The 19189-nt window shown below is 56.8% G+C and carries 13 protein-coding genes, 2 tRNA genes, 3 rRNA genes and 1 pseudogene; all 19 read right to left on the bottom strand.

Annotated elements, in window-relative coordinates; genetic code table 11:
- Positions 1-99 precede the first annotated feature (99 nt).
- The 19 genes and pseudogenes from C380_RS08430 to hfq all read right to left on the bottom strand — a co-directional run bounded on the left by C380_RS08430 (position 100) and on the right by hfq (position 19118).
- Positions 100-921, bottom strand: coding sequence for a molybdopterin-binding protein (locus C380_RS08430; RefSeq protein ID WP_015013431.1), 822 nt, complete (start codon positions 919-921; stop codon positions 100-102).
- Positions 918-1868 (bottom strand): EI24 domain-containing protein, encoded by a 951-nt coding sequence (locus C380_RS08425; RefSeq protein ID WP_083871650.1) that lies wholly within the window; start codon positions 1866-1868, stop codon positions 918-920. Before C380_RS08425 ends, C380_RS08430 begins: the two co-directional genes overlap by 4 nt.
- Before the next feature lie 35 nt (positions 1869-1903).
- A complete protein-coding gene (locus C380_RS08420) occupies positions 1904-2917 on the bottom strand; it encodes a sterol desaturase family protein (RefSeq protein WP_015013429.1) in 1014 nt (337 codons plus the stop codon).
- A gap of 96 nt (positions 2918-3013) precedes the next feature.
- Complete coding sequence (locus C380_RS08415; RefSeq protein ID WP_083871596.1) at positions 3014-3835, bottom strand: polysaccharide deacetylase family protein; 822 nt, start codon at positions 3833-3835, stop codon at positions 3014-3016.
- A gap of 23 nt (positions 3836-3858) precedes the next feature.
- Positions 3859-4845 carry a YncE family protein gene (locus C380_RS08410; RefSeq protein WP_015013427.1) on the bottom strand — a complete coding sequence of 329 codons (987 nt, stop codon included), beginning with the start codon at positions 4843-4845 and terminating at the stop codon, positions 3859-3861.
- 270 nt (positions 4846-5115) lie between these two features.
- Positions 5116-5868 (bottom strand): 16S rRNA pseudouridine(516) synthase, encoded by a 753-nt coding sequence (locus tag C380_RS08405; protein ID WP_015013426.1) that lies wholly within the window; start codon positions 5866-5868, stop codon positions 5116-5118.
- Between the two features lie 118 nt (positions 5869-5986).
- Positions 5987-6099, bottom strand: a 5S ribosomal RNA gene (gene rrf / locus C380_RS08400).
- Between the two features lie 154 nt (positions 6100-6253).
- Positions 6254-9132 (bottom strand): 23S ribosomal RNA (locus C380_RS08395).
- A 379-nt stretch (positions 9133-9511) separates the two neighbouring features.
- Positions 9512-9587 (bottom strand) — tRNA-Ala (locus tag C380_RS08390).
- Between the two features lie 33 nt (positions 9588-9620).
- Positions 9621-9697: transfer RNA gene (locus C380_RS08385), tRNA-Ile, on the bottom strand.
- Between the two features lie 91 nt (positions 9698-9788).
- Positions 9789-11321 (bottom strand): 16S ribosomal RNA (locus C380_RS08380).
- Together the 16S, 23S and 5S rRNA genes with 2 tRNA genes alongside form the textbook arrangement of a ribosomal RNA operon.
- Before the next feature lie 518 nt (positions 11322-11839).
- A pseudogene (locus C380_RS08375) lies at positions 11840-12366 on the bottom strand (phosphoribosyltransferase).
- Positions 12367-12421: 55 nt separating this feature from the next.
- Positions 12422-13798, bottom strand: coding sequence for an adenylosuccinate synthase (locus C380_RS08370; protein WP_015013425.1), 1377 nt, complete (start codon positions 13796-13798; stop codon positions 12422-12424).
- Positions 13799-13825: 27 nt separating this feature from the next.
- Positions 13826-14974 carry an ATP phosphoribosyltransferase regulatory subunit gene (locus C380_RS24390; protein WP_015013424.1) on the bottom strand — a complete coding sequence of 383 codons (1149 nt, stop codon included), beginning with the start codon at positions 14972-14974 and terminating at the stop codon, positions 13826-13828.
- A gap of 90 nt (positions 14975-15064) precedes the next feature.
- A complete protein-coding gene (locus C380_RS08360) occupies positions 15065-15244 on the bottom strand; it encodes a DUF2065 domain-containing protein (RefSeq protein ID WP_369750488.1) in 180 nt (59 codons plus the stop codon).
- A 29-nt stretch (positions 15245-15273) separates the two neighbouring features.
- A complete protein-coding gene (hflC, locus tag C380_RS08355) occupies positions 15274-16182 on the bottom strand; it encodes a protease modulator HflC (protein WP_015013422.1) in 909 nt (302 codons plus the stop codon).
- Positions 16183-16191: 9 nt separating this feature from the next.
- Positions 16192-17565: an FtsH protease activity modulator HflK gene (gene hflK / locus C380_RS08350; protein ID WP_015013421.1), complete on the bottom strand. Its 1374-nt coding sequence runs from the start codon at positions 17563-17565 to the stop codon at positions 16192-16194.
- A gap of 53 nt (positions 17566-17618) precedes the next feature.
- Positions 17619-18770, bottom strand: a complete 1152-nt coding sequence (hflX, locus tag C380_RS08345) for a GTPase HflX (RefSeq protein ID WP_193353843.1) — start codon at positions 18768-18770, stop codon at positions 17619-17621.
- Between the two features lie 93 nt (positions 18771-18863).
- The gene (hfq, locus tag C380_RS08340; protein ID WP_015013419.1) at positions 18864-19118 is read right to left on the bottom strand and encodes an RNA chaperone Hfq; all 255 of its coding nucleotides are present in this window, start codon (positions 19116-19118) and stop codon (positions 18864-18866) included.
- Positions 19119-19189 lie beyond the last annotated feature (71 nt).

The raw sequence follows: 19189 nt of genomic DNA, 5'->3' as shown, positions 1-19189 counted from the left end.
TGCAGCACCGCACTATGAAGGAGCGCTACTAGCGGCAGGTCGGCGTGGCACACGCCCAAAAGCACCAATACGGTGCAATTCATCTATCCAATCTGGACCTCAGAGGTTGCGCACCAATTCAGGGCCACAATTCGCACCAAATTCGTGCAACCCTGTTTTTAGTGCCTGCCATGCTGCGGGCACGGAAGACGCTGGCCCTTTGACACCCAGTTCGATATGCCGCCCGTATTGTGGATGATCTACGCTGGGCAAACTGAACACCCGCACGTCAGGGTGCGATTTTTCAATCTGCTCCATGAGGGGCGTCAACGAGGCCTCCATCGCGCCAAAGACCACCACCGACTGCTCGGTCTGCGGCGCGCGGTTGAAATGGGCTGCGTAATGGTGCTCCAGCACCCACTCGATCATGGGCCAGGCCATTACAGGAAACCCTGGAACGAAGTGCACGGATCCACCGCCAGGCCCGTCGCAGCTGAAGCCGGGGATCTTGTTGTAGGGATTGGGAATGATGCGCGCGCCCACCGGGAACATGCCCATGTTGAGGCGGTGCACGTTGTCGGACCGGTCAGGCTCGTAGGGCACGCCCTGCTCGCGCGCCACATCCTGCATGCGTTCGCGGATCAGCGCCTCGGCCTCCGGGTGCAGGGCCAGATCCTGGCCCAGGGCTCGTCCGGCGCACTGCCGCGTGTGGTCGTCAGGGGTTGCACCAATGCCGCCACACGAGAACACCACATCAGCCGACGCGAACGCCCGCTGCAAGGTGGCCGTGATCCGGTCCGGGTTGTCGCCCACATAGTCGGCATAGGCCAGAGACAGGCCGCGTGCCGACAACAGTTCGATCACCTTGGGCATGTGCTTGTCGGCACGTTTGCCTGACAGGATCTCGTCGCCCACGATGATGAGGCCGAAGGTAGGTGTCATGGTGCGTTGTCTCCAGAGGGCGAAATGGCAGGGGGTGGTAGCGCGGCCGCAGGAGGGGCCGCAGTTCCCAGCGCCGGCGTATCCGCAGGGCGTGGGGTCAATGCAGACGAGGCCGACGAAGGGGCGGGCTCGGCCATGGGCATATTCGTCCCCCGTTCGGCCCGCAAGCGTTGCAAGGCGGCCAGGCCATAGTGCGTGAACCACAGCGAGGAAAATGCGAACACCAGGGTGTAGATCCAGATCGCCAGTGGCACCAGCACAAAAAACGCGGCGGCAAACACCACACCCGATGCCCATACGATGCTGGGCGCCGCCCCCAGGTAACCCGTGACGATGCCAATACCCAGCAGGCTGCTGCGATGGCGCCGGAAGATCTCCTGGCGCTCCTCCTTGCTGGCGTGGTCCGCCAGCGCGTCAAACACCATCACCCGGTAGGTCAGCCACCCCCAGATCAAGGGTGGCAGAACGAGGACCAGCGGCGGAACCAGCCACAGCGGAACCGACACCACCAGCGCCACAAGCGCCAGCACCGTGGAGCCCAAGGACCAAGCCACACTCGCGATGAAAGACCCGCCTTTTTTGCGCTCCAGGTCCGGAAAACGCCGGGCTGCCACCAAGGCCACCAGGGCAGGCGTCATCAGCACCGCCACGGCCAGCAGCGACACCACCACCAGCACAGGGGCCACAGCCAGCACCACCATCAGCGGCGCCATGACGGCCGTCACATCCCCCAGACCCCAGCCCTGGAGCCAGCCCCAGACGCTGGCCAGCAACGAGGAGGCGTCGAGCAAGGTGCGCATTGCCTGCACTGCCCCGTCCCAGTAAAAGTAGCCCAGGCCCATCGCCAACAAGGCCATCAAGACCAGGGGCAGGAGCGACAACGCGATCACACGCGGACGCAGGCAGTAGGCGGCGGCGCGCCAGAAAGAATCAAGCAGTAATCCCATGGCGGCAAGCATACAGGCAGCGCCCGCCGGGCCGCTCAGGCCTTGCCCAGCAACCTCAGTACGCCCCGCCATTGCTGGGACCAGAATCCCCTGCCGTAGTCGCGCACGCGGCCATCGAGGCCCGGCTCCACCTGGTCGCGCACGCCAGTCGGGTCAAACCGCTTTTCGAAATTGGCCGTGCCCATCAGCATGTCCCACCAGGGCAGCAGAACCCCGAAGTTGTGCCCGCCGAGTACCACGCGCGGTGGGGTTGCGGGTTGGCCCGATGTCGCCTCGGTCGAGGGTTTGACCGTCTCGTGGCCAATGCCAATGCTGTGGTGCCGGCGGTGAAACCGGGGGCTGATCCAGAGCCGCTCTCCCACCTGACCGAACCACAGCCGCACATTGGCGTGCTGAAAGCTCTCGCTGAGCTGGGTGATGGCCACGATGGCAATGAACTGCCCCGGCGCGACACCAATCAGCTGCGCCACCGTCACCAGAATCACGTCGCGCAGCAGGTCGTCGAGCAGGTGGTTGCGGTTGTCGCTCCACATCGTCATCTGCTGCTGCGCATGGTGCAGCGAATGCAGTCGCCACCACCACTCGAAGTGATGCTGCCCCCGATGGATCCAGTAGTCCACAAAATCGAACACCACCAGGTACAGCAGCAAACTGACCCAGGAGATGTCCGTCACACCCGGCCAGATGCCGTCGAGCTGGAAGGTGCTGACACCTGCCACACGCAGCGCACCAAACAACGAATCCGCGAGCGGGTCTACTGTGAAGAACAGCGCCAGACGAAACAGCCCCAGCCGGTGGATCAGGGTGTAGAGGATGTCGGTGCGGATGGTGGCGCGGTCATTGATCGGTTCCACCGGCCACCAGCGCTGCATCGGACCAATCACGGCCACGATGACCACCAGTTGCAGCAAGCCCACCAGCAGCCATCCAGAAGCCTCATAGCCGTTCTCCAGCAGGCTGGCCAACCCTGTGGTGAACATCAGCGGCTGCAGCACGCTCTCAAAAAGCCATTGCTGCACGCTGTCAAATACGCCGCCTAGCCATCCCATCGTGTTGCGCTCCCTGGCACTCGTTTATTCATGCACCTATCCGGCACCTGCGCCCTGCGCCACTGCATCCATGGTCGCACCGGCCCCCACAGCCCTCTAGCGAACCTGAGCCATTGCGGCTGCATAGTCCGGATGGTCCCGCAGGGTGCGAAAGCAAAACCCTCGCTGCTTGAGCCCTTCAATCAAAGGCTCCAGCACGGCGGGCGCCCAGGCGTCCTTGCGCGACCAGATACCCAGGTGGGCCAGCAGGATGTCGCCGCTGCGCACATCGCGCAGCGCCTTGTTCAGCAGCACAGCATTGCTGGCCGTCTCGCTGGGCAGCTCATCGCCCAAAAAGCCAGCGGGCGACCAACCCACATGCGCGTAGCCACAGGCCTTTGCGCTGGCAATCAATTGCGCAGAGGTCTTGCCGCCCGGCGCGCGGAACAGGGGCAAAGGCGTCTTCCCAGTTATGGCCTTCAGGCGATCCGCTGCGTGGGTGATTTCTTCGCAGTATTCAGCCGCCGACATCACAAAGCTCTGCCCCTCACGCAGTCCCGCCGAGGGGCGAACACGAAACGCCGGGTGTTGCGCGTTGCCAGCATCGGCGCGCCAGTAGGTGTGGTTCCAGGTATGGGAGGCAAACTCATGTCCCTCCGCAGCGCGCGCACGCCACCACGGAGCCCAATGGTCTCCCAGACTTCCATCGCCCTCCTTCGTGCGCTCATTCGCGGCAAAGAAGGTCACGTGCACCTGCTGGCGTTTGAGGACCTCCGCCACCAGAGGCGCCACCTCCATGTGACCGGTGTCAAAAGTCAGGTAGAGGGGCTTTTTGCAATCACTTTGCGCAGTAGCGCTAGTGAAACATGCCCAAGCAGCTATCAATACAATAGCATTGCGACGCCTGCCGTGTGGTGCACGAAGAGCGCTGAGAAACATACCTCTGACCGGCTATGCAGCGCTCAACGCGGCGCGTGCTGCAAGGTCCACACGCCGTGGGGGGATTTGCCCACGTTGACCTGGCGCACCACCTTCTTGGCCTGGGTGTCCACCACGGACAGTTTCCGTGCCCAACGCGAACTGACGTAGATGTAGCGTCCGTCCGCCGAAACATCCATGCAATCAGGTCCGCCTGGCACAGGGTACGACTCGACGACCTGCTGGGTGTTCATGTCGATCTTGCTGATCGAGTTGGCCACGCGATTGCTCACATACAGGTGGCGCCCGTCGCCAGCGGCACGAAAAGCGTGTGCACCGTTGCCTGTCTTGATCCGCTTGACGCTGACCGCTTCACGCCCGGAGATATCGAACACCTCCACGCTGTCACCGCCCGTGAGGCCCACAAACAGGTGCTTGCCATCGGGGCTGCCATACACATCCGCAGGCATGGGTCCTGTTTTGACGCGCCATTTGATGGTCTGGGTGGCAATATCAATCGCCACCAGCTCGTCACTGTCCTGCATGGTCGAGTAGACGGTGGTGCTGCGGCTATCGATCCACAGATGGCTTGGCGTGCGGGAGGTGGCCACACGCTGCACCAGCGTCAAGTCCTTGCCGTCCCAGCGGTAAAAATCCACATGGTTCAGGCGGTTGGCGGCCGTGATGAACCATTTCATGTCCGGGCTGAAGCGCAGGTGGTAGGGGTCCACAATGCCGCGCACCGTACGCTGCACCTCGGCGGTACGGGGGTCTACAAAAGTCAGGGTATCGCCGAGCGCGTTGGCCACGATGATCGATTTTTCATCGGGCGTCAGATACAGATGGTGCGGCTCTTTGCCCGTGGGAATTCGGGCTGTCTCGGCCCAGGTCACCGGGTCGATGACGCTGACGTTGGCCTCCAGCGAATTGAGCACAAAAAGAGGCGGCGCGCCCGATGCGACACTGGCAACGGAGTACCACAACCCACCGAGGGCGATAACGCAGGCGCGTGCAATCGAGAGAATCTTCACAAAACCACTTTCAACACAGCCTTGGAGTGTAGCGCCGCGCCTGCCGAGGTCTTGAGCGACAACACGTAACATCAGGGTGATCGTGCACTCTTTGACCAAAGTCATGTCGACACTGGAACGAGCAAGGATGCCGGGCGCGCTGAGAGATGCCGTCGCACTACACCACGAGGCCCGAATTCGCTTGGATGGCCGGACCTTCAAGGATAGGGAGCACCATGCATCGGCCGCAGGCTTGGCGCCAAACAACAACGATTACCTCTGAAGAACGACTCAAGCGTTGCTGTTCAGAAGCTCAAGATCAGACGCACTGAGCCATCGCCATTGCCCTGGCGCCAAATCAGCCGGCAAGTCCATGCCCCCAATGCGAGAGCGGTGCAGTCCTTCCACCCTGTTGCCAACAGCAGCAATCATCCGTTTGACTTGGTGGTACTTACCCTCAGTCAGTGTCATATCCAAGCGATGGGTGTCCACCATGGTGCAATGTGCTGCACGCACTGGCTTGGGGTCGTCGTCCAGAACAACTCCTGCCAACAGTTTCGATACCTGCGCCTCATCCACAGGGTGTTTGGTCGTGACTTGATAGACCTTCGGCACATGCTTCTTGGGCGAACTCAAGCGGTGGATGAACTGCCCGTCATCGCTCAGCAGCAGCATGCCGGTGGTGTCCTGATCAAGACGCCCCACCGCCTGCACGCCTTGCACAGCACTCTTTGTGGGCCGCTGGCGCAACGGCGGAGGCAATAGCGTGTAGATGCTGGGATAGGTAGAAGGCTTTTGAGAGCACTCCGTACCGGCGGGCTTATGCAGCAGTACGTAAGCTTTGGCGTGGAAAGGCCAGTCCACCCCTTGCACGCGAAGCAGCAGCCCTTCGGGCTCGAAATCGGCCGTTGCCTCAGTGCAAAGCACGTAGTCCGAATTGGGCAACGACGCATCACACACCGAAACCCATCCCTGCTGAATCAGCCCCGCGCAGACACGTCGCGTACCAAAGCCCTGGGAATAGAGAATGTCTTGCAGTTGCATGGCCAATAGTTGCAGAAGATGCGTGCTGAGTAGCGTCTATTGCTGTTGACGCATTGTTGGTACCTACAAAGCAAAAAACCCCAGTCTTTATGAGACTGGGGTTTTCTGGGCTGTAAGAGCCTGACGATGACCTACTTTCACACGGGAACCCGCACTATCATCGGCGCAAAGTCGTTTCACTGTCCTGTTCGGGATGGGAAGGAGTGGGACCAACTTGCTATGGTCATCAGGCATAACTTGTTGTCGTGCTGCCTTTGGGGCAACACAACGAATTCATAGAGTCTGGAATCAGATTTTGTGTCTTTTGACTGCGTCTAACTTGGCATAACAGACTTTGAGCTTTTCACACAACCATTGTGGTGTGCGTGTTGGCTATCAAAGTTATAGGGTCAAGCCGCACGAGCAATTAGTACTGGTTAGCTTAACGCATTACTGCGCTTCCACACCCAGCCTATCAACGTCCTGGTCTTGAACGACTCTTTAGGGGGCTCAAGGCCCCGGCAGATCTCATCTTGAAACGAGTTTCCCGCTTAGATGCTTTCAGCGGTTATCTCTTCCACACTTAGCTACTCGGCAATGCCACTGGCGTGACAACCGATACACCAGAGGTGTGTCCACTCCGGTCCTCTCGTACTAGGAGCAGGCTTCCTCAAATCTGCAGCGCCCACGGAAGATAGGGACCAAACTGTCTCACGACGTTTTAAACCCAGCTCACGTACCTCTTTAAATGGCGAACAGCCATACCCTTGGGACCGGCTACAGCCCCAGGATGAGATGAGCCGACATCGAGGTGCCAAACACCGCCGTCGATATGAACTCTTGGGCGGTATCAGCCTGTTATCCCCAGAGTACCTTTTATCCGTTGAGCGATGGCCCTTCCATACAGAACCACCGGATCACTATGTCCTGCTTTCGCATCTGCTCGACTTGTCAGTCTCGCAGTTAAGCACGCTTATGCCATTGCACTATCGTCACGATGTCCGACCGTAACTAGCGTACCTTCGAACTCCTCCGTTACGCTTTGGGAGGAGACCGCCCCAGTCAAACTGCCTACCATGCACTGTCCCCGATCCAGATAATGGACCTAGGTTAGAACCTCAAACACACCAGGGTGGTATTTCAACGTTGGCTCCATGAGAACTAGCGTCCTCACTTCAAAGCCTCCCACCTATCCTACACAGATCTGTTCAAAGTCCAATACAAAGCTACAGTAAAGGTTCATGGGGTCTTTCCGTCTTTCCGCGGGGAGATTGCATCATCACAAACATTTCAACTTCGCTGAGTCTCAGGAGGAGACAGTGTGGCCATCGTTACGCCATTCGTGCAGGTCGGAACTTACCCGACAAGGAATTTCGCTACCTTAGGACCGTTATAGTTACGGCCGCCGTTTACTGGGACTTCAATCAAGAGCTTGCACCCCATCATTTAATCTTCCAGCACCGGGCAGGCGTCACACCCTATACGTCCACTTTCGTGTTTGCAGAGTGCTGTGTTTTTATTAAACAGTCGCAGCCACCGATTTTTTGCAACCCCGTTGGGCTCCCTCTGTACGAGTTCACCTACTTGGGGCATACCTTCTCCCGAAGTTACGGTATCAATTTGCCGAGTTCCTTCTCCTGAGTTCTCTCAAGCGCCTTAGAATACTCATCTCGCGCACCAGTGTCGGTTTGCGGTACGGTCGTCAATAGCTGAAGCTTAGTGGCTTTTCCTGGAAGCAGGGTATCACTCACTTCGTCTGCAAGCAGACTCGTTATCACCCCTCATCTAAGCCCGGCGGATTTGCCTACCAGGCACGACTACAGGCTTGAACCAACATATCCAACAGTTGGCTGAGCTAACCTTCTCCGTCCCCACATCGCACTATTGATCGGTACAGGAATATTGACCTGTTTCCCATCAGCTACGCATCTCTGCCTCGCCTTAGGGGCCGACTCACTCTACGCCGATGAACGTTGCGTAGAAAACCTTGCGCTTACGGCGAGGGGGCTTTTCACCCCCTTTAACGCTACTCATGTCAGCATTCGCACTTCTGATACCTCCAGCATCCGTTACCAGACACCTTCACAGGCCTACAGAACGCTCTCCTACCACTTGCAATAAATTGCAAATCCGCAGCTTCGGTAACTGGCTTAGCCCCGTTACATCTTCCGCGCAGGACGACTCGATCAGTGAGCTATTACGCTTTCTTTAAATGATGGCTGCTTCTAAGCCAACATCCTGACTGTTTTAGCCTTCCCACTTCGTTTCCCACTTAGCCAATTTTAGGGACCTTAGCTGGCGGTCTGGGTTGTTTCCCTCTTGAGTCCGGACGTTAGCACCCGGTGCTCTGTCTCCCAAGCTGTACTCTGCGGTATTCGGAGTTTGCATAGGTTTGGTAAGTCGCCATGACCCCCTAGCCTAAACAGTGCTCTACCCCCGCAGGTAATACTTGAGGCACTACCTAAATAGTTTTCGGAGAGAACCAGCTATTTCCAAGTTTGTTTAGCCTTTCACCCCTATCCACAGCTCATCCCCTAGTTTTGCAACACTAGTGGGTTCGGACCTCCAGTACCTGTTACGGCACCTTCATCCTGGCCATGGATAGATCACTTGGTTTCGGGTCTACACCCAGCGACTGATTCGCCCTATTCGGACTCGATTTCTCTACGGCTTCCCTATTCGGTTAACCTTGCCACTGAATGTAAGTCGCTGACCCATTATACAAAAGGTACGCAGTCACCCTTGCGGGCTCCTACTTTTTGTAAGCATGCGGTTTCAGGATCTATTTCACTCCCCTCCCGGGGTTCTTTTCGCCTTTCCCTCACGGTACTGGTTCACTATCGGTCGATTACGAGTATTTAGCCTTGGAGGATGGTCCCCCCATATTCAGACAGGATTTCTCGTGTCCCGCCCTACTTTTCTCTAACTTAGTACCACACGTCTGTTTTCGCATACAGGGCTATCACCTGCTATGGCCGGGCTTTCCATCCCGTTTTGCTAACAGTCGTGCTATCACTAGAAGGCTCTTCCGATTTCGCTCGCCACTACTTTCGGAATCTCGGTTGATGTCTTTTCCTCGAGCTACTGAGATGTTTCAGTTCACCCGGTTCGCCTCGCATACCTATGTATTCAGTATGCGATACCTCTTGCGAGGTGGGTTTCCCCATTCAGAAATCTCCGGATCAAAGCTTATTTGCCAGCTCCCCGAAGCTTATCGCAGGCTATCACGTCTTTCGTCGCCTGTAATCGCCAAGGCATCCACCACATGCTCTTAGTCACTTGACCCTATAACTTTGACATCTCTTTCAAGATATCGCCATCATCTTCAAGGACTTGTCAGGTCTTTCACCTGACGCGTTATGCCGTAATGTGAATAATTCCTCGATATCACTATCAAGAAACATTCGTCATTACTGAGTTCAAATTACTTCGCAATCACTTTCGTAATCACGTTTGCTCATTGAACATTCGTTTTGACGCAATCAAAAATTTGTCACCAGGGGCACGGTCTGCACTAAACCTTTACGAATGTGCAGTTTCCCCTAGCAACTCTGATTTCGACTCTATGAATTTTTAAAGAACAGCCGATTGATCAATCGATATTGATCAACAACAAAGCAGCCTTTTGCAAAGCAGCTTTGGTGTTGAAGTCCCGAAGTGTGGTTGGTGGAGGATGACGGGATCGAACCGACGACCCCCTGCTTGCAAAGCAGGTGCTCTCCCAGCTGAGCTAATCCCCCAGTGTCCTCTTACCGTATCCAGTCATCGGAATTTGGTGGGTCTAGTTGGGCTCGAACCAACGACCCCCGCCTTATCAAGACGGTGCTCTAACCAGCTGAGCTACAGACCCATTCCACATTCTTGCGAATCCCTTCGCAGGTCTGCGGCTTGTTCCAACAACCGATAAGTGTGGGCGTTCAATATTGAATGCAGTTTTCCAGAAAGGAGGTGATCCAGCCGCACCTTCCGATACGGCTACCTTGTTACGACTTCACCCCAGTCACGAACCCTGCCGTGGTAATCGCCCTCCTTACGGTTAGGCTAACTACTTCTGGCAGAACCCGCTCCCATGGTGTGACGGGCGGTGTGTACAAGACCCGGGAACGTATTCACCGCGACATTCTGATCCGCGATTACTAGCGATTCCGACTTCACGCAGTCGAGTTGCAGACTGCGATCCGGACTACGACTGGCTTTATGGGATTGGCTCCCCCTCGCGGGTTGGCAACCCTCTGTACCAGCCATTGTATGACGTGTGTAGCCCCACCTATAAGGGCCATGAGGACTTGACGTCATCCCCACCTTCCTCCGGTTTGTCACCGGCAGTCTCATTAGAGTGCCCAACTGAATGTAGCAACTAATGACAAGGGTTGCGCTCGTTGCGGGACTTAACCCAACATCTCACGACACGAGCTGACGACAGCCATGCAGCACCTGTGTTACGGCTCTCTTTCGAGCACTCCTCTATCTCTAAAGGATTCCGTACATGTCAAAGGTGGGTAAGGTTTTTCGCGTTGCATCGAATTAAACCACATCATCCACCGCTTGTGCGGGTCCCCGTCAATTCCTTTGAGTTTCAACCTTGCGGCCGTACTCCCCAGGCGGTCAACTTCACGCGTTAGCTTCGTTACTGAGTCAGTGAAGACCCAACAACCAGTTGACATCGTTTAGGGCGTGGACTACCAGGGTATCTAATCCTGTTTGCTCCCCACGCTTTCGTGCATGAGCGTCAGTACAGGCCCAGGGGATTGCCTTCGCCATCGGTGTTCCTCCGCATATCTACGCATTTCACTGCTACACGCGGAATTCCATCCCCCTCTGCCGTACTCTAGCTATGCAGTCACAAATGCAGTTCCCAGGTTGAGCCCGGGGATTTCACATCTGTCTTACATAACCGCCTGCGCACGCTTTACGCCCAGTAATTCCGATTAACGCTCGCACCCTACGTATTACCGCGGCTGCTGGCACGTAGTTAGCCGGTGCTTATTCTTACGGTACCGTCATGGACCCCAGGTATTAACCAGAGTCTTTTCGTTCCGTACAAAAGCAGTTTACAACCCGAAGGCCTTCATCCTGCACGCGGCATGGCTGGATCAGGCTTGCGCCCATTGTCCAAAATTCCCCACTGCTGCCTCCCGTAGGAGTCTGGGCCGTGTCTCAGTCCCAGTGTGGCTGGTCGTCCTCTCAGACCAGCTACAGATCGTCGGCTTGGTAAGCTTTTATCCCACCAACTACCTAATCTGCCATCGGCCGCTCCGTGAGCGCAAGGCCTTGCGGTCCCCTGCTTTCATCCTGAGATCGTATGCGGTATTAGCAAAGCTTTCGCTTCGTTATCCCCCACTCTCGGGCACGTTCCGATGTATTACTCACCCGTTCGCCACTCGTCAGCATCCGAAGACCTGTTACCGTTCGACTTGCATGTGTAAGGCATGCCGCCAGCGTTCAATCTGAGCCAGGATCAAACTCTACAGTTCGATCTTGATTTTTTCGCTCTTTCGAGCAACTCATAATTAAGAATTGAAGTGAACTTCACTTCTCTCTCATGAGCGTTTGTAGTGCTAAGCACTAGTTCCAAAGAACTTGGCACTCGCCATCAAACGCCCACGCTTATCGGCTGTATATTTTTAAAGACCCCGCAAAACAAATCAGACCAAAATCTTCTTCATTTTGCAAACCTCGCTGCGATCAGCGAAGCCTTGAATTATAGCACAGTTTTTGAAGAACTGTCAAAACTTTTTGTTTTTCTTCACCCCGTCTTGGCAACTCCTGCAACCTGCAGCAACCACCTCCACCGAGCGAAGCCTTGTATTCTATACCGGTTTTTAACCCACCCAGAACACAAAACCAAACTTTCTTCGCCACCTTCCGAGCCATCTGCAGCAGCGCCCAAGCACCATCACAAACCGCTCTCAGAACCTGACCGCTTTTGCAATCAGGTCTCAGTAGCGAAGCCCTCAATTATAGCACGGTTCGGTTAGCTTGCAAGAAAAAATCAAACACGCCACTTTTCCAGGAGCTTCTCCGGATTCAGGCTGTCGTAACCTTCGAAGGGCTGGTGGATCCAGGGATTGCTCGGAAGGAACTCGACGGAATAGTCCGGCGAAAACGTCGACAGCCCCTTGGTCCAGATCACCGCGCTGCGCAGCTCTGTGATGGGCGCGTAGTTGGGGTCTTGAGCATGTTGATCACCGCATGCAGAGTGTGCCCAGAGTCGGCCAAGTCATCCACCAGAAGCACCCGTCCTGCAATTTCACCCTTGGGCGTTGTGATGAAACGTGCAATATCCAGATGCCCTTGCACCGTGCCAGCCTCTGCGCGATAGGAACTCGTTGACATGATGGCCAGTGGCTTGTCAAAGATCCGGCTCAAAATGTCACCTGGTCGCAGCCCACCACGAGCAAGGCACAGAATCGTGTCGAATTCCCAACCCGACTGGTGCACCTTCAGCGCGAGTTTTTCGATGAGGCTGTGGTACTCGTCATAGCTGACATAGAGATGTTTTCCGTCTTCGGTCAACATGGGTGACTCCTCGATAGTGGGCAATTAATTGATAGCAGCAAGACAAGTCTGTCGATCACACGGCGACATAAGGGTGACGCATCATGATCGTATGGTCGCGATCAGGACTGGTTGAGATCATGTCGATCGGAACGCCTGTCACTTCTTCGATACGCTCGAGGTAGCGGCGCGCGCTTGCGGGCAACTTGTCGTAGTCGGTCACCCCAACCGTGGAATCGCTCCAGCCTGGCAACGTTTCATAGATGGGCGTGCATCGAGCGATGTCTTCGGCGCCCATGGGAAGCAGATCAATGCGCTCTCCATCGAGTTCATAACCTGTGCACAGCAACAACTCGGTCAATCCGTCCAGCACGTCCAGCTTGGTGATACACAGACCAGTGAGGCCATTGACCTGGGCGCTGCGCTTCAGCAACGCGGCATCAAACCAGCCGCAGCGGCGACTGCGTCCTGTTGTCACACCCTTCTCCGCACCAACCGTGCTCATGTGATAACCAGGAGTACCAGGAACTTCCCAATCCAACTCGGTAGGGAAGGGACCGCCGCCCACCCGCGTGCAATACGCCTTGGTGATGCCAAGGATGTAATGCAGCATGCCAGGCCCCACACCAGAACCAGCAGCTGCATTGCCCGCCACGCAATTGCTGGAAGTGACATATGGATATGTGCCATGGTCCACATCGAGCAGCGTGCCTTGGGCACCCTCGAATAGCAGATTGGCGCCAGCCCGGTTAGCCTCATTCAATTCGCGCGAAACATCAGCCATCATGGGCTTGAGCAGTTCTGCATGGCGCATGGCCTCGGCATAAACGACATCAAACTGCACCTCGCCACCCTGAATGTAGGGCTTGAGCGCATCGCCAAACACGAACTTTGCGGACCCTAGGTACGTGGTCAGCACGTGGTTGTGCAGATCCAGCAATTCACGCAACTTGGCCGCAAACCGCTCTGGGTACTTCAAATCCTGTACGCGCAGTGCACGACGGGCGATCTTGTCTTCATATGCCGGGCCGATGCCACGACCCGTGGTACCGATCTTCTCTGTCCCGCCCTGCTCCCTGGCAGCCTCGCGCGCCACATCGATGGCAGCGTGGAAGGGCAGAATCAGCGGGCACGCCTCACTGATCCGCAAGCGCGAACGCACCTCGACACCGGCTTTCTCCAAGCCTTCAATTTCTTCAAACAACTTTGCTGCGGACAGAACCACGCCGTTGCCGATGTAGCACTTGACCCCTGGGCGCATGATGCCGCTTGGAATCAAATGCAGAGCCGTCTTGACGCCATTGATCACCAATGTGTGGCCAGCGTTGTGTCCCCCCTGGAAGCGCACTACGCCTTGAGCGCTTTCCGTCAGCCAATCGACCAACTTGCCTTTGCCTTCGTCGCCCCACTGGGTACCGACCACCACTACGTTGCGACCTTTGGTTGCTTTCATCTCAAACCCAATTCAAATGACAATTGCTCAAACAGCCTGCACGACCCAACGGCCAGCAACCTGAACCAGTTCACGATCACAGTGGAACTCATCCACCTCACTCTCATGCCCAGGCAAAACACACACGACCGTTTCCCCGGCTGACCGAAGCTCTGCGATCGCAGCACTCACATCCGCAGCCTCACCCCAAGGGGCACGAATTGCAGCCTTCAAGGCACGGGGCGGCACCACACCAACCACCTGCTTGATATCCAGACTGAATCCGGCCGCAGGGCGATTCCGGCCAAAGACTGCACCGACCTCGTCGTATCGACCACCGCGCACCAAGGCATCACTGGCACCCGGGGCATAGATAGCAAAGCGCGCACCGCTGTAATAGGCATACCCACGCAAATCAGCCAAGTCAAAGGTAACGGTCGCTCCTTCAAGGCGGGAGGCTAGCCACTTCAAATTTGATAGCACCTCAGGCAGACCATTAATACGCTTGAGTGCTTTTTCTGCCTCAATTAAGACAGCAGAATCACCGTACAAACGAACCAGGGCGAGAAAGCCCTGTCGAGATTCGTCCGGAAAGCCACGCGTCAGAACCGACAACTCACCCGCATCTTTGGCAGCCAAGGCAGCGTGAATTCCGCTGAGCAATTGCGGGCTGACGCTCACTCCAGCCAACAGGTTGCGGACGATACGCACATCCGCAAGGTCTACCGTGGTGTTGCGTACATTGGCAACTCGCAGACACTCCCTGGCCAACTGAAGCGCTTCGAGGTCCGCCTCTACCCCTGCATGCCCATAGATCTCAGCACCAAACTGAAGAGGCTCCCGGGTGGCATGGGGGCGATCAGGACGCGTATGCAACACGGGACCGCAATAGCAGAGACGCGTCACTCCTTTGCGATTGAGCAAATGTGCGTCGATACGAGCCACCTGGGGTGTCGTATCGGCCCGTAAGCCCATGGAGCGACCAGACAGCTGGTCGACCAGCTTGAAGGTCTGCAAATCCAGCGCTTCCCCAGTACCGGTGAGGAGAGACTCCAGATGCTCCAACAGCGGGGGCATGACCAGCTCGTAACCATAACAACGGGCTGTATCGAGCAGCCCGCGACGCAATTCTTCGATGTGCCGAGCTTCAGACGGCAAGACATCGGCAATGTGATCCGGAAGGACCCAAGCAGACATGGAGAAAAGGGGAGGCTGTTAAAACCGCGATTCTACCGGGACGCGACGAGACTCCCCAAAGAATCTCCCGCCCACACAGTGGGACAGCCGTTAGAAACAAAGCATCAGAACGCCCGCGCCCAAGGCCAACAACGCAAAAAAACGTATCTGACCATCTTGCAATTGCGCGATCTGGGCCACCGTGCGTTTCCAGACCTGGGGGGACAGAAAAGGCAGAAAGCCCTCAATCACCAGCACCAAGGCAAAGGCCGTCCAAAGACTGTCCCACATCATTCGCCTTTCACGGCAATTGCGCTTTTTTACTTGCGAGGCGCCGCAGGCGCCGATGCAGGGACCGATCCACGAAAGACTTTGAAGAAATCTGAAGACGACGGGTCCAGCAGCATCACGTCACTTTTCTTGTTGAAGCTGCCTTTGTAGGCTTCCAGGCTGCGATAGAACTGAGCGAATTGGGGATCCTTCCCAAAGGCTTCTGCATAGATGCGAGCAGCTTCGGCATCGCCCTCACCCTTCAGTTTCTGAGCATCCCGATACGCGTTGGCAATCGTGATCTCTCGCTGGCGATCCGCGTCGGCCCGTATCTTTTCGCCCTCGGCCGCCCCTGTGGAACGCAGCTCATTGGCAACACGCTTACGTTCTGCCTCCATCCGCCGGTATACCGACTCGGTGATAGCTTCCACATAGTCCACACGGGTGATGCGAACGTCCACCACATCCACCCCCCAGGGTTTAGAGCCACGAACAGTCTCCAGAACCTCGCGCTTGACATCGGCCATCAAAGCTTCGCGCTTGAGTGAGAGCAATTCCTTCACGGTACGCTTGTTGATTTCTTCCTGAAAAGCATTGCGCACGACACGATTCAGTTGCATGGCACCTGCCGTCTCATCCAGTCCCACGTTGCGGATGTACTCGGTGGGCTCGGAAATACGCCAACGCACATACCAGTCGATCACCACGCGCTGCTTTTCGGCCGTCAGCATGGGCTCCGTGTCCGTACTGTCCAAGGTCAAAAGACGCTTGTCGATGTAGGTGACGTTTTGGAACGGTGGAGGCAGCTTGAAGTTGAGGCCTGGCTCCGTGATCACTTCCTTGATCTGGCCCAGCGCATACAACACGCCAAACTGACGCTGATCCACCACGAAAAGCATGGAGCTCATGAGAGCAAGCACCACCAGAAGAGTAGATGCAATAAAACCGACTCTGTTCACGAACTGCTCCTAGCGGGATTCACGTTCCCGGGTACGGCTGGTATCGCGCGCCCGAGAATCATTCGAAAAGGTGGGGGCGGGTGTCGCCGGGGACGACACCGCCGGAGACGGACTGGTCGCGGCAGGCGCATCCAGCGCCCCCGAGCCGCTCGCAACCCCTTGCATGATCTTGTCCAGGGGCAAGTACAGCAGATTGGAACCTTGACGCGACTCGACCAGCACCTTGGTCACGTTGCCATAAATCTGCTGCATCGTTTCCAGATACATGCGATCCCGGGTTACCTGAGGCGCCTTCTGGTACTCCGCCAGAATCGACGCGAACCGCTGTGCGTCGCCCTGCGCCTGCGCAACAATCCTTGCCTTGTAAGCCGCCGCCTCTTCATTCAGACGTGACGCAGAGCCCACAGCACGCGGGATCACGTCGTTCGCATAAGCCTGGGCTTCGTTCTTGGCGCGCTCGCGCTCCTGCCCTGCTTTGAGTACATCATCAAATGATGACTGGACCTGCTCAGGCGGCCGCACCCCGCCCTGCTGCAAATTGATGCCGACCACCTCGACACCGACCTTGTACCGGTCCAGGATCGTCTGCATGAGGGTGCGAACGCGCGGCGCTATCTGGTCACGCTCCTCCGCCAGCGCCGTGTCCATGCGCATCTTGCCCACCACCTCACGAACAGCCGTTTCAGCGGCCTGGACCACGGCGTCCGAAGGGTTCTTGCTTTCAAACAACCAAGCCCGGGCATCGCTCAAACGATACTGAACGGCAAACTTGATCTCGACGATGTTCTCGTCTTCAGTCAGCATCGCGGACTCTCTCAAGCCGGTGCTTTTGATGACCGTGTCACGTCCCACATCGGCAGAGCGGATCTGCGTCACAAAAACAAGTTCATGGCGCTCAATCGGATAAGGCAGGCGCCAATTGAAACCCGCGCCCACGGTGCTCTTGTACTTTCCGAACTGGGTAATGACGGCCTGCTGACCTTCCTGCACGATAAAGAAGCCGGTGCCCATCCAGATCACAAACGCGATACCGGCAATCAGACCGACACCGACACCTGCGCTTTTCATATCTGGCTGAAAGCCGCCACCAGCCCCTCCACCGGGACCGCGACCCGAGCCGTTTTTCCCGCCAAACAGGCTACCAAGCTTGCGATTGAGATCACGCCAGAGCTCATCAAGATCCGGTGGCTGCTGGCCGTTGCCCGGCCGTTGCTCGCCGCCCCTTGGGCCGCCAGGTGGCGCTGCAGGCCGATCCTCAGGACGCACACCGCCGTCTTCGGACTTGTCATCACCGCGACCCCAACGTGGATCGTTCAGATTGAACATGCCCCGAATACGGCCTGGCAATGAAGCCCAACGTAGGGTGCGATTATGAAAATTCATGCGCAAAATCTCTGGTTCTCTGATGGCATCATCCGATGGTGCATTGTGCCCAATCAGGACAAAGCATCCGGTAATTCAAGGGTGTCTGCTGGGGTCATATCCAGAACCTCCTGCGCAGCCATCAACCTGGCCGCCAAGGCACGGCGCAGCTCATCCAGCCCCTCGCCAGATCGAGCACTGACAAACAGTCGAGGCAACAACTGCCCTCCCACTTCGTATTGGTCCACCAACACAGGCGGACGTCGTTCTTCAGGCAAAGCATCAAGCTTGTTGAAGACCAGTATCTGAGGGATGTCCGAGGCACCAATTTCCTGCAACACCCGCTCCACCTGCGCCATCTGCTCCGGAAAATCCGAATTGGAAGCGTCCACCACGTGAAGCAGCAAATCGGCGTCGACCGCCTCCTGCAGCGTGGCCTGGAACGCATCGACCAGCCCGTGGGGAAGATCCCGAATGAAGCCCACCGTGTCGGACAACGAAACGGAGCGTGCCGCATCTGCGAGGTACAACTGCCGCGTCGTGGTGTCCAGCGTGGCGAAAAGTTGATCCGCTGCGTACGCCCTGGCCTTCACCAAAGCATTGAAAAGGGTTGATTTGCCCGCGTTGGTATAGCCAACGAGAGAAATATTAAAGGTGTCGCGTCTTTCACGTTGGCGCCGCTGTGTAGACCGCTGGCGTTTGACCTTGACTAAGCGCTCTCTGGTGCGCTTGATCGCATCGCCAATCATGCGCCGATCCAGTTCGATCTGCTTTTCACCAGGGCCGCCACGGGCACCGATACCGCCGGTTTGACGCTCCAGGTGAGACCAGCGGCGCACCAGGCGCGTACTCACGTACTGCAGCTTGGCAAGCTCCACCTGAAGCTTGCCCTCATGGCTGCGCGCCCGTTGCGCAAAGATTTCCAGAATGAGCAGAGTGCGGTCATTCACTGGCAGCTCAATATGGCGCTCCAGGTTCCGCTGCTGCGCTGGGCTGAGAGACTGGTCAAACAGCACCTCCACCGCTCCATGCATGTGTGCCAAAGTGCGAATTTCATCCGCTTTGCCACTGCCAATGAACAGCGCGGCATCTGGTGCTTTGCGCTTGCACGTGATGCGCGCGACTGGCTGCATGCCAGCGGTTTGGGCGAGCAGCCCCAGTTCTTCCAACTCAGCATCGAAATGGGGGAGGCCGAAGTCCACCCCCACCAGCAACACCGGAGTCATGGTGGACGAGGATGCGGAAGCCGAACTCAAAGCCAACCACCCTCTTTTCGCTTTGCCTCGCTCAACAAGCGAGTTCCGCCACTTGGCAACAACTCAAGAGTTGCTGCTGTCGGCATCAGGGGTTTCTGAAGTAGAAAAATTGACGGCTCGACCTGGGACGATCGTAGAAATCGCGTGCTTGTAGACCATTTGCGTCACTGTATTGCGCAGCAACACCACGTACTGATCGAAAGACTCGATTTGCCCCTGCAGCTTGATCCCGTTAACCAAATAAATGGACACTGGAACATGCTCCCGACGCAATGCGTTGAGGAAGGGGTCTTGCAAAAGCTGGCCTTTATTGCTCACGATATTCTCCGTGTTCAAGTGTTGTTGTAAACCATCACCTTACCACAGCCAGACGCATACCCCAGCTTCAG

Source organism: Acidovorax sp. KKS102 (assembly GCF_000302535.1).
Classification (GTDB): Bacteria; Pseudomonadota; Gammaproteobacteria; order Burkholderiales; family Burkholderiaceae_C; genus Acidovorax.
This window is presented reverse-complemented; position numbering and strand designations above follow the sequence as displayed.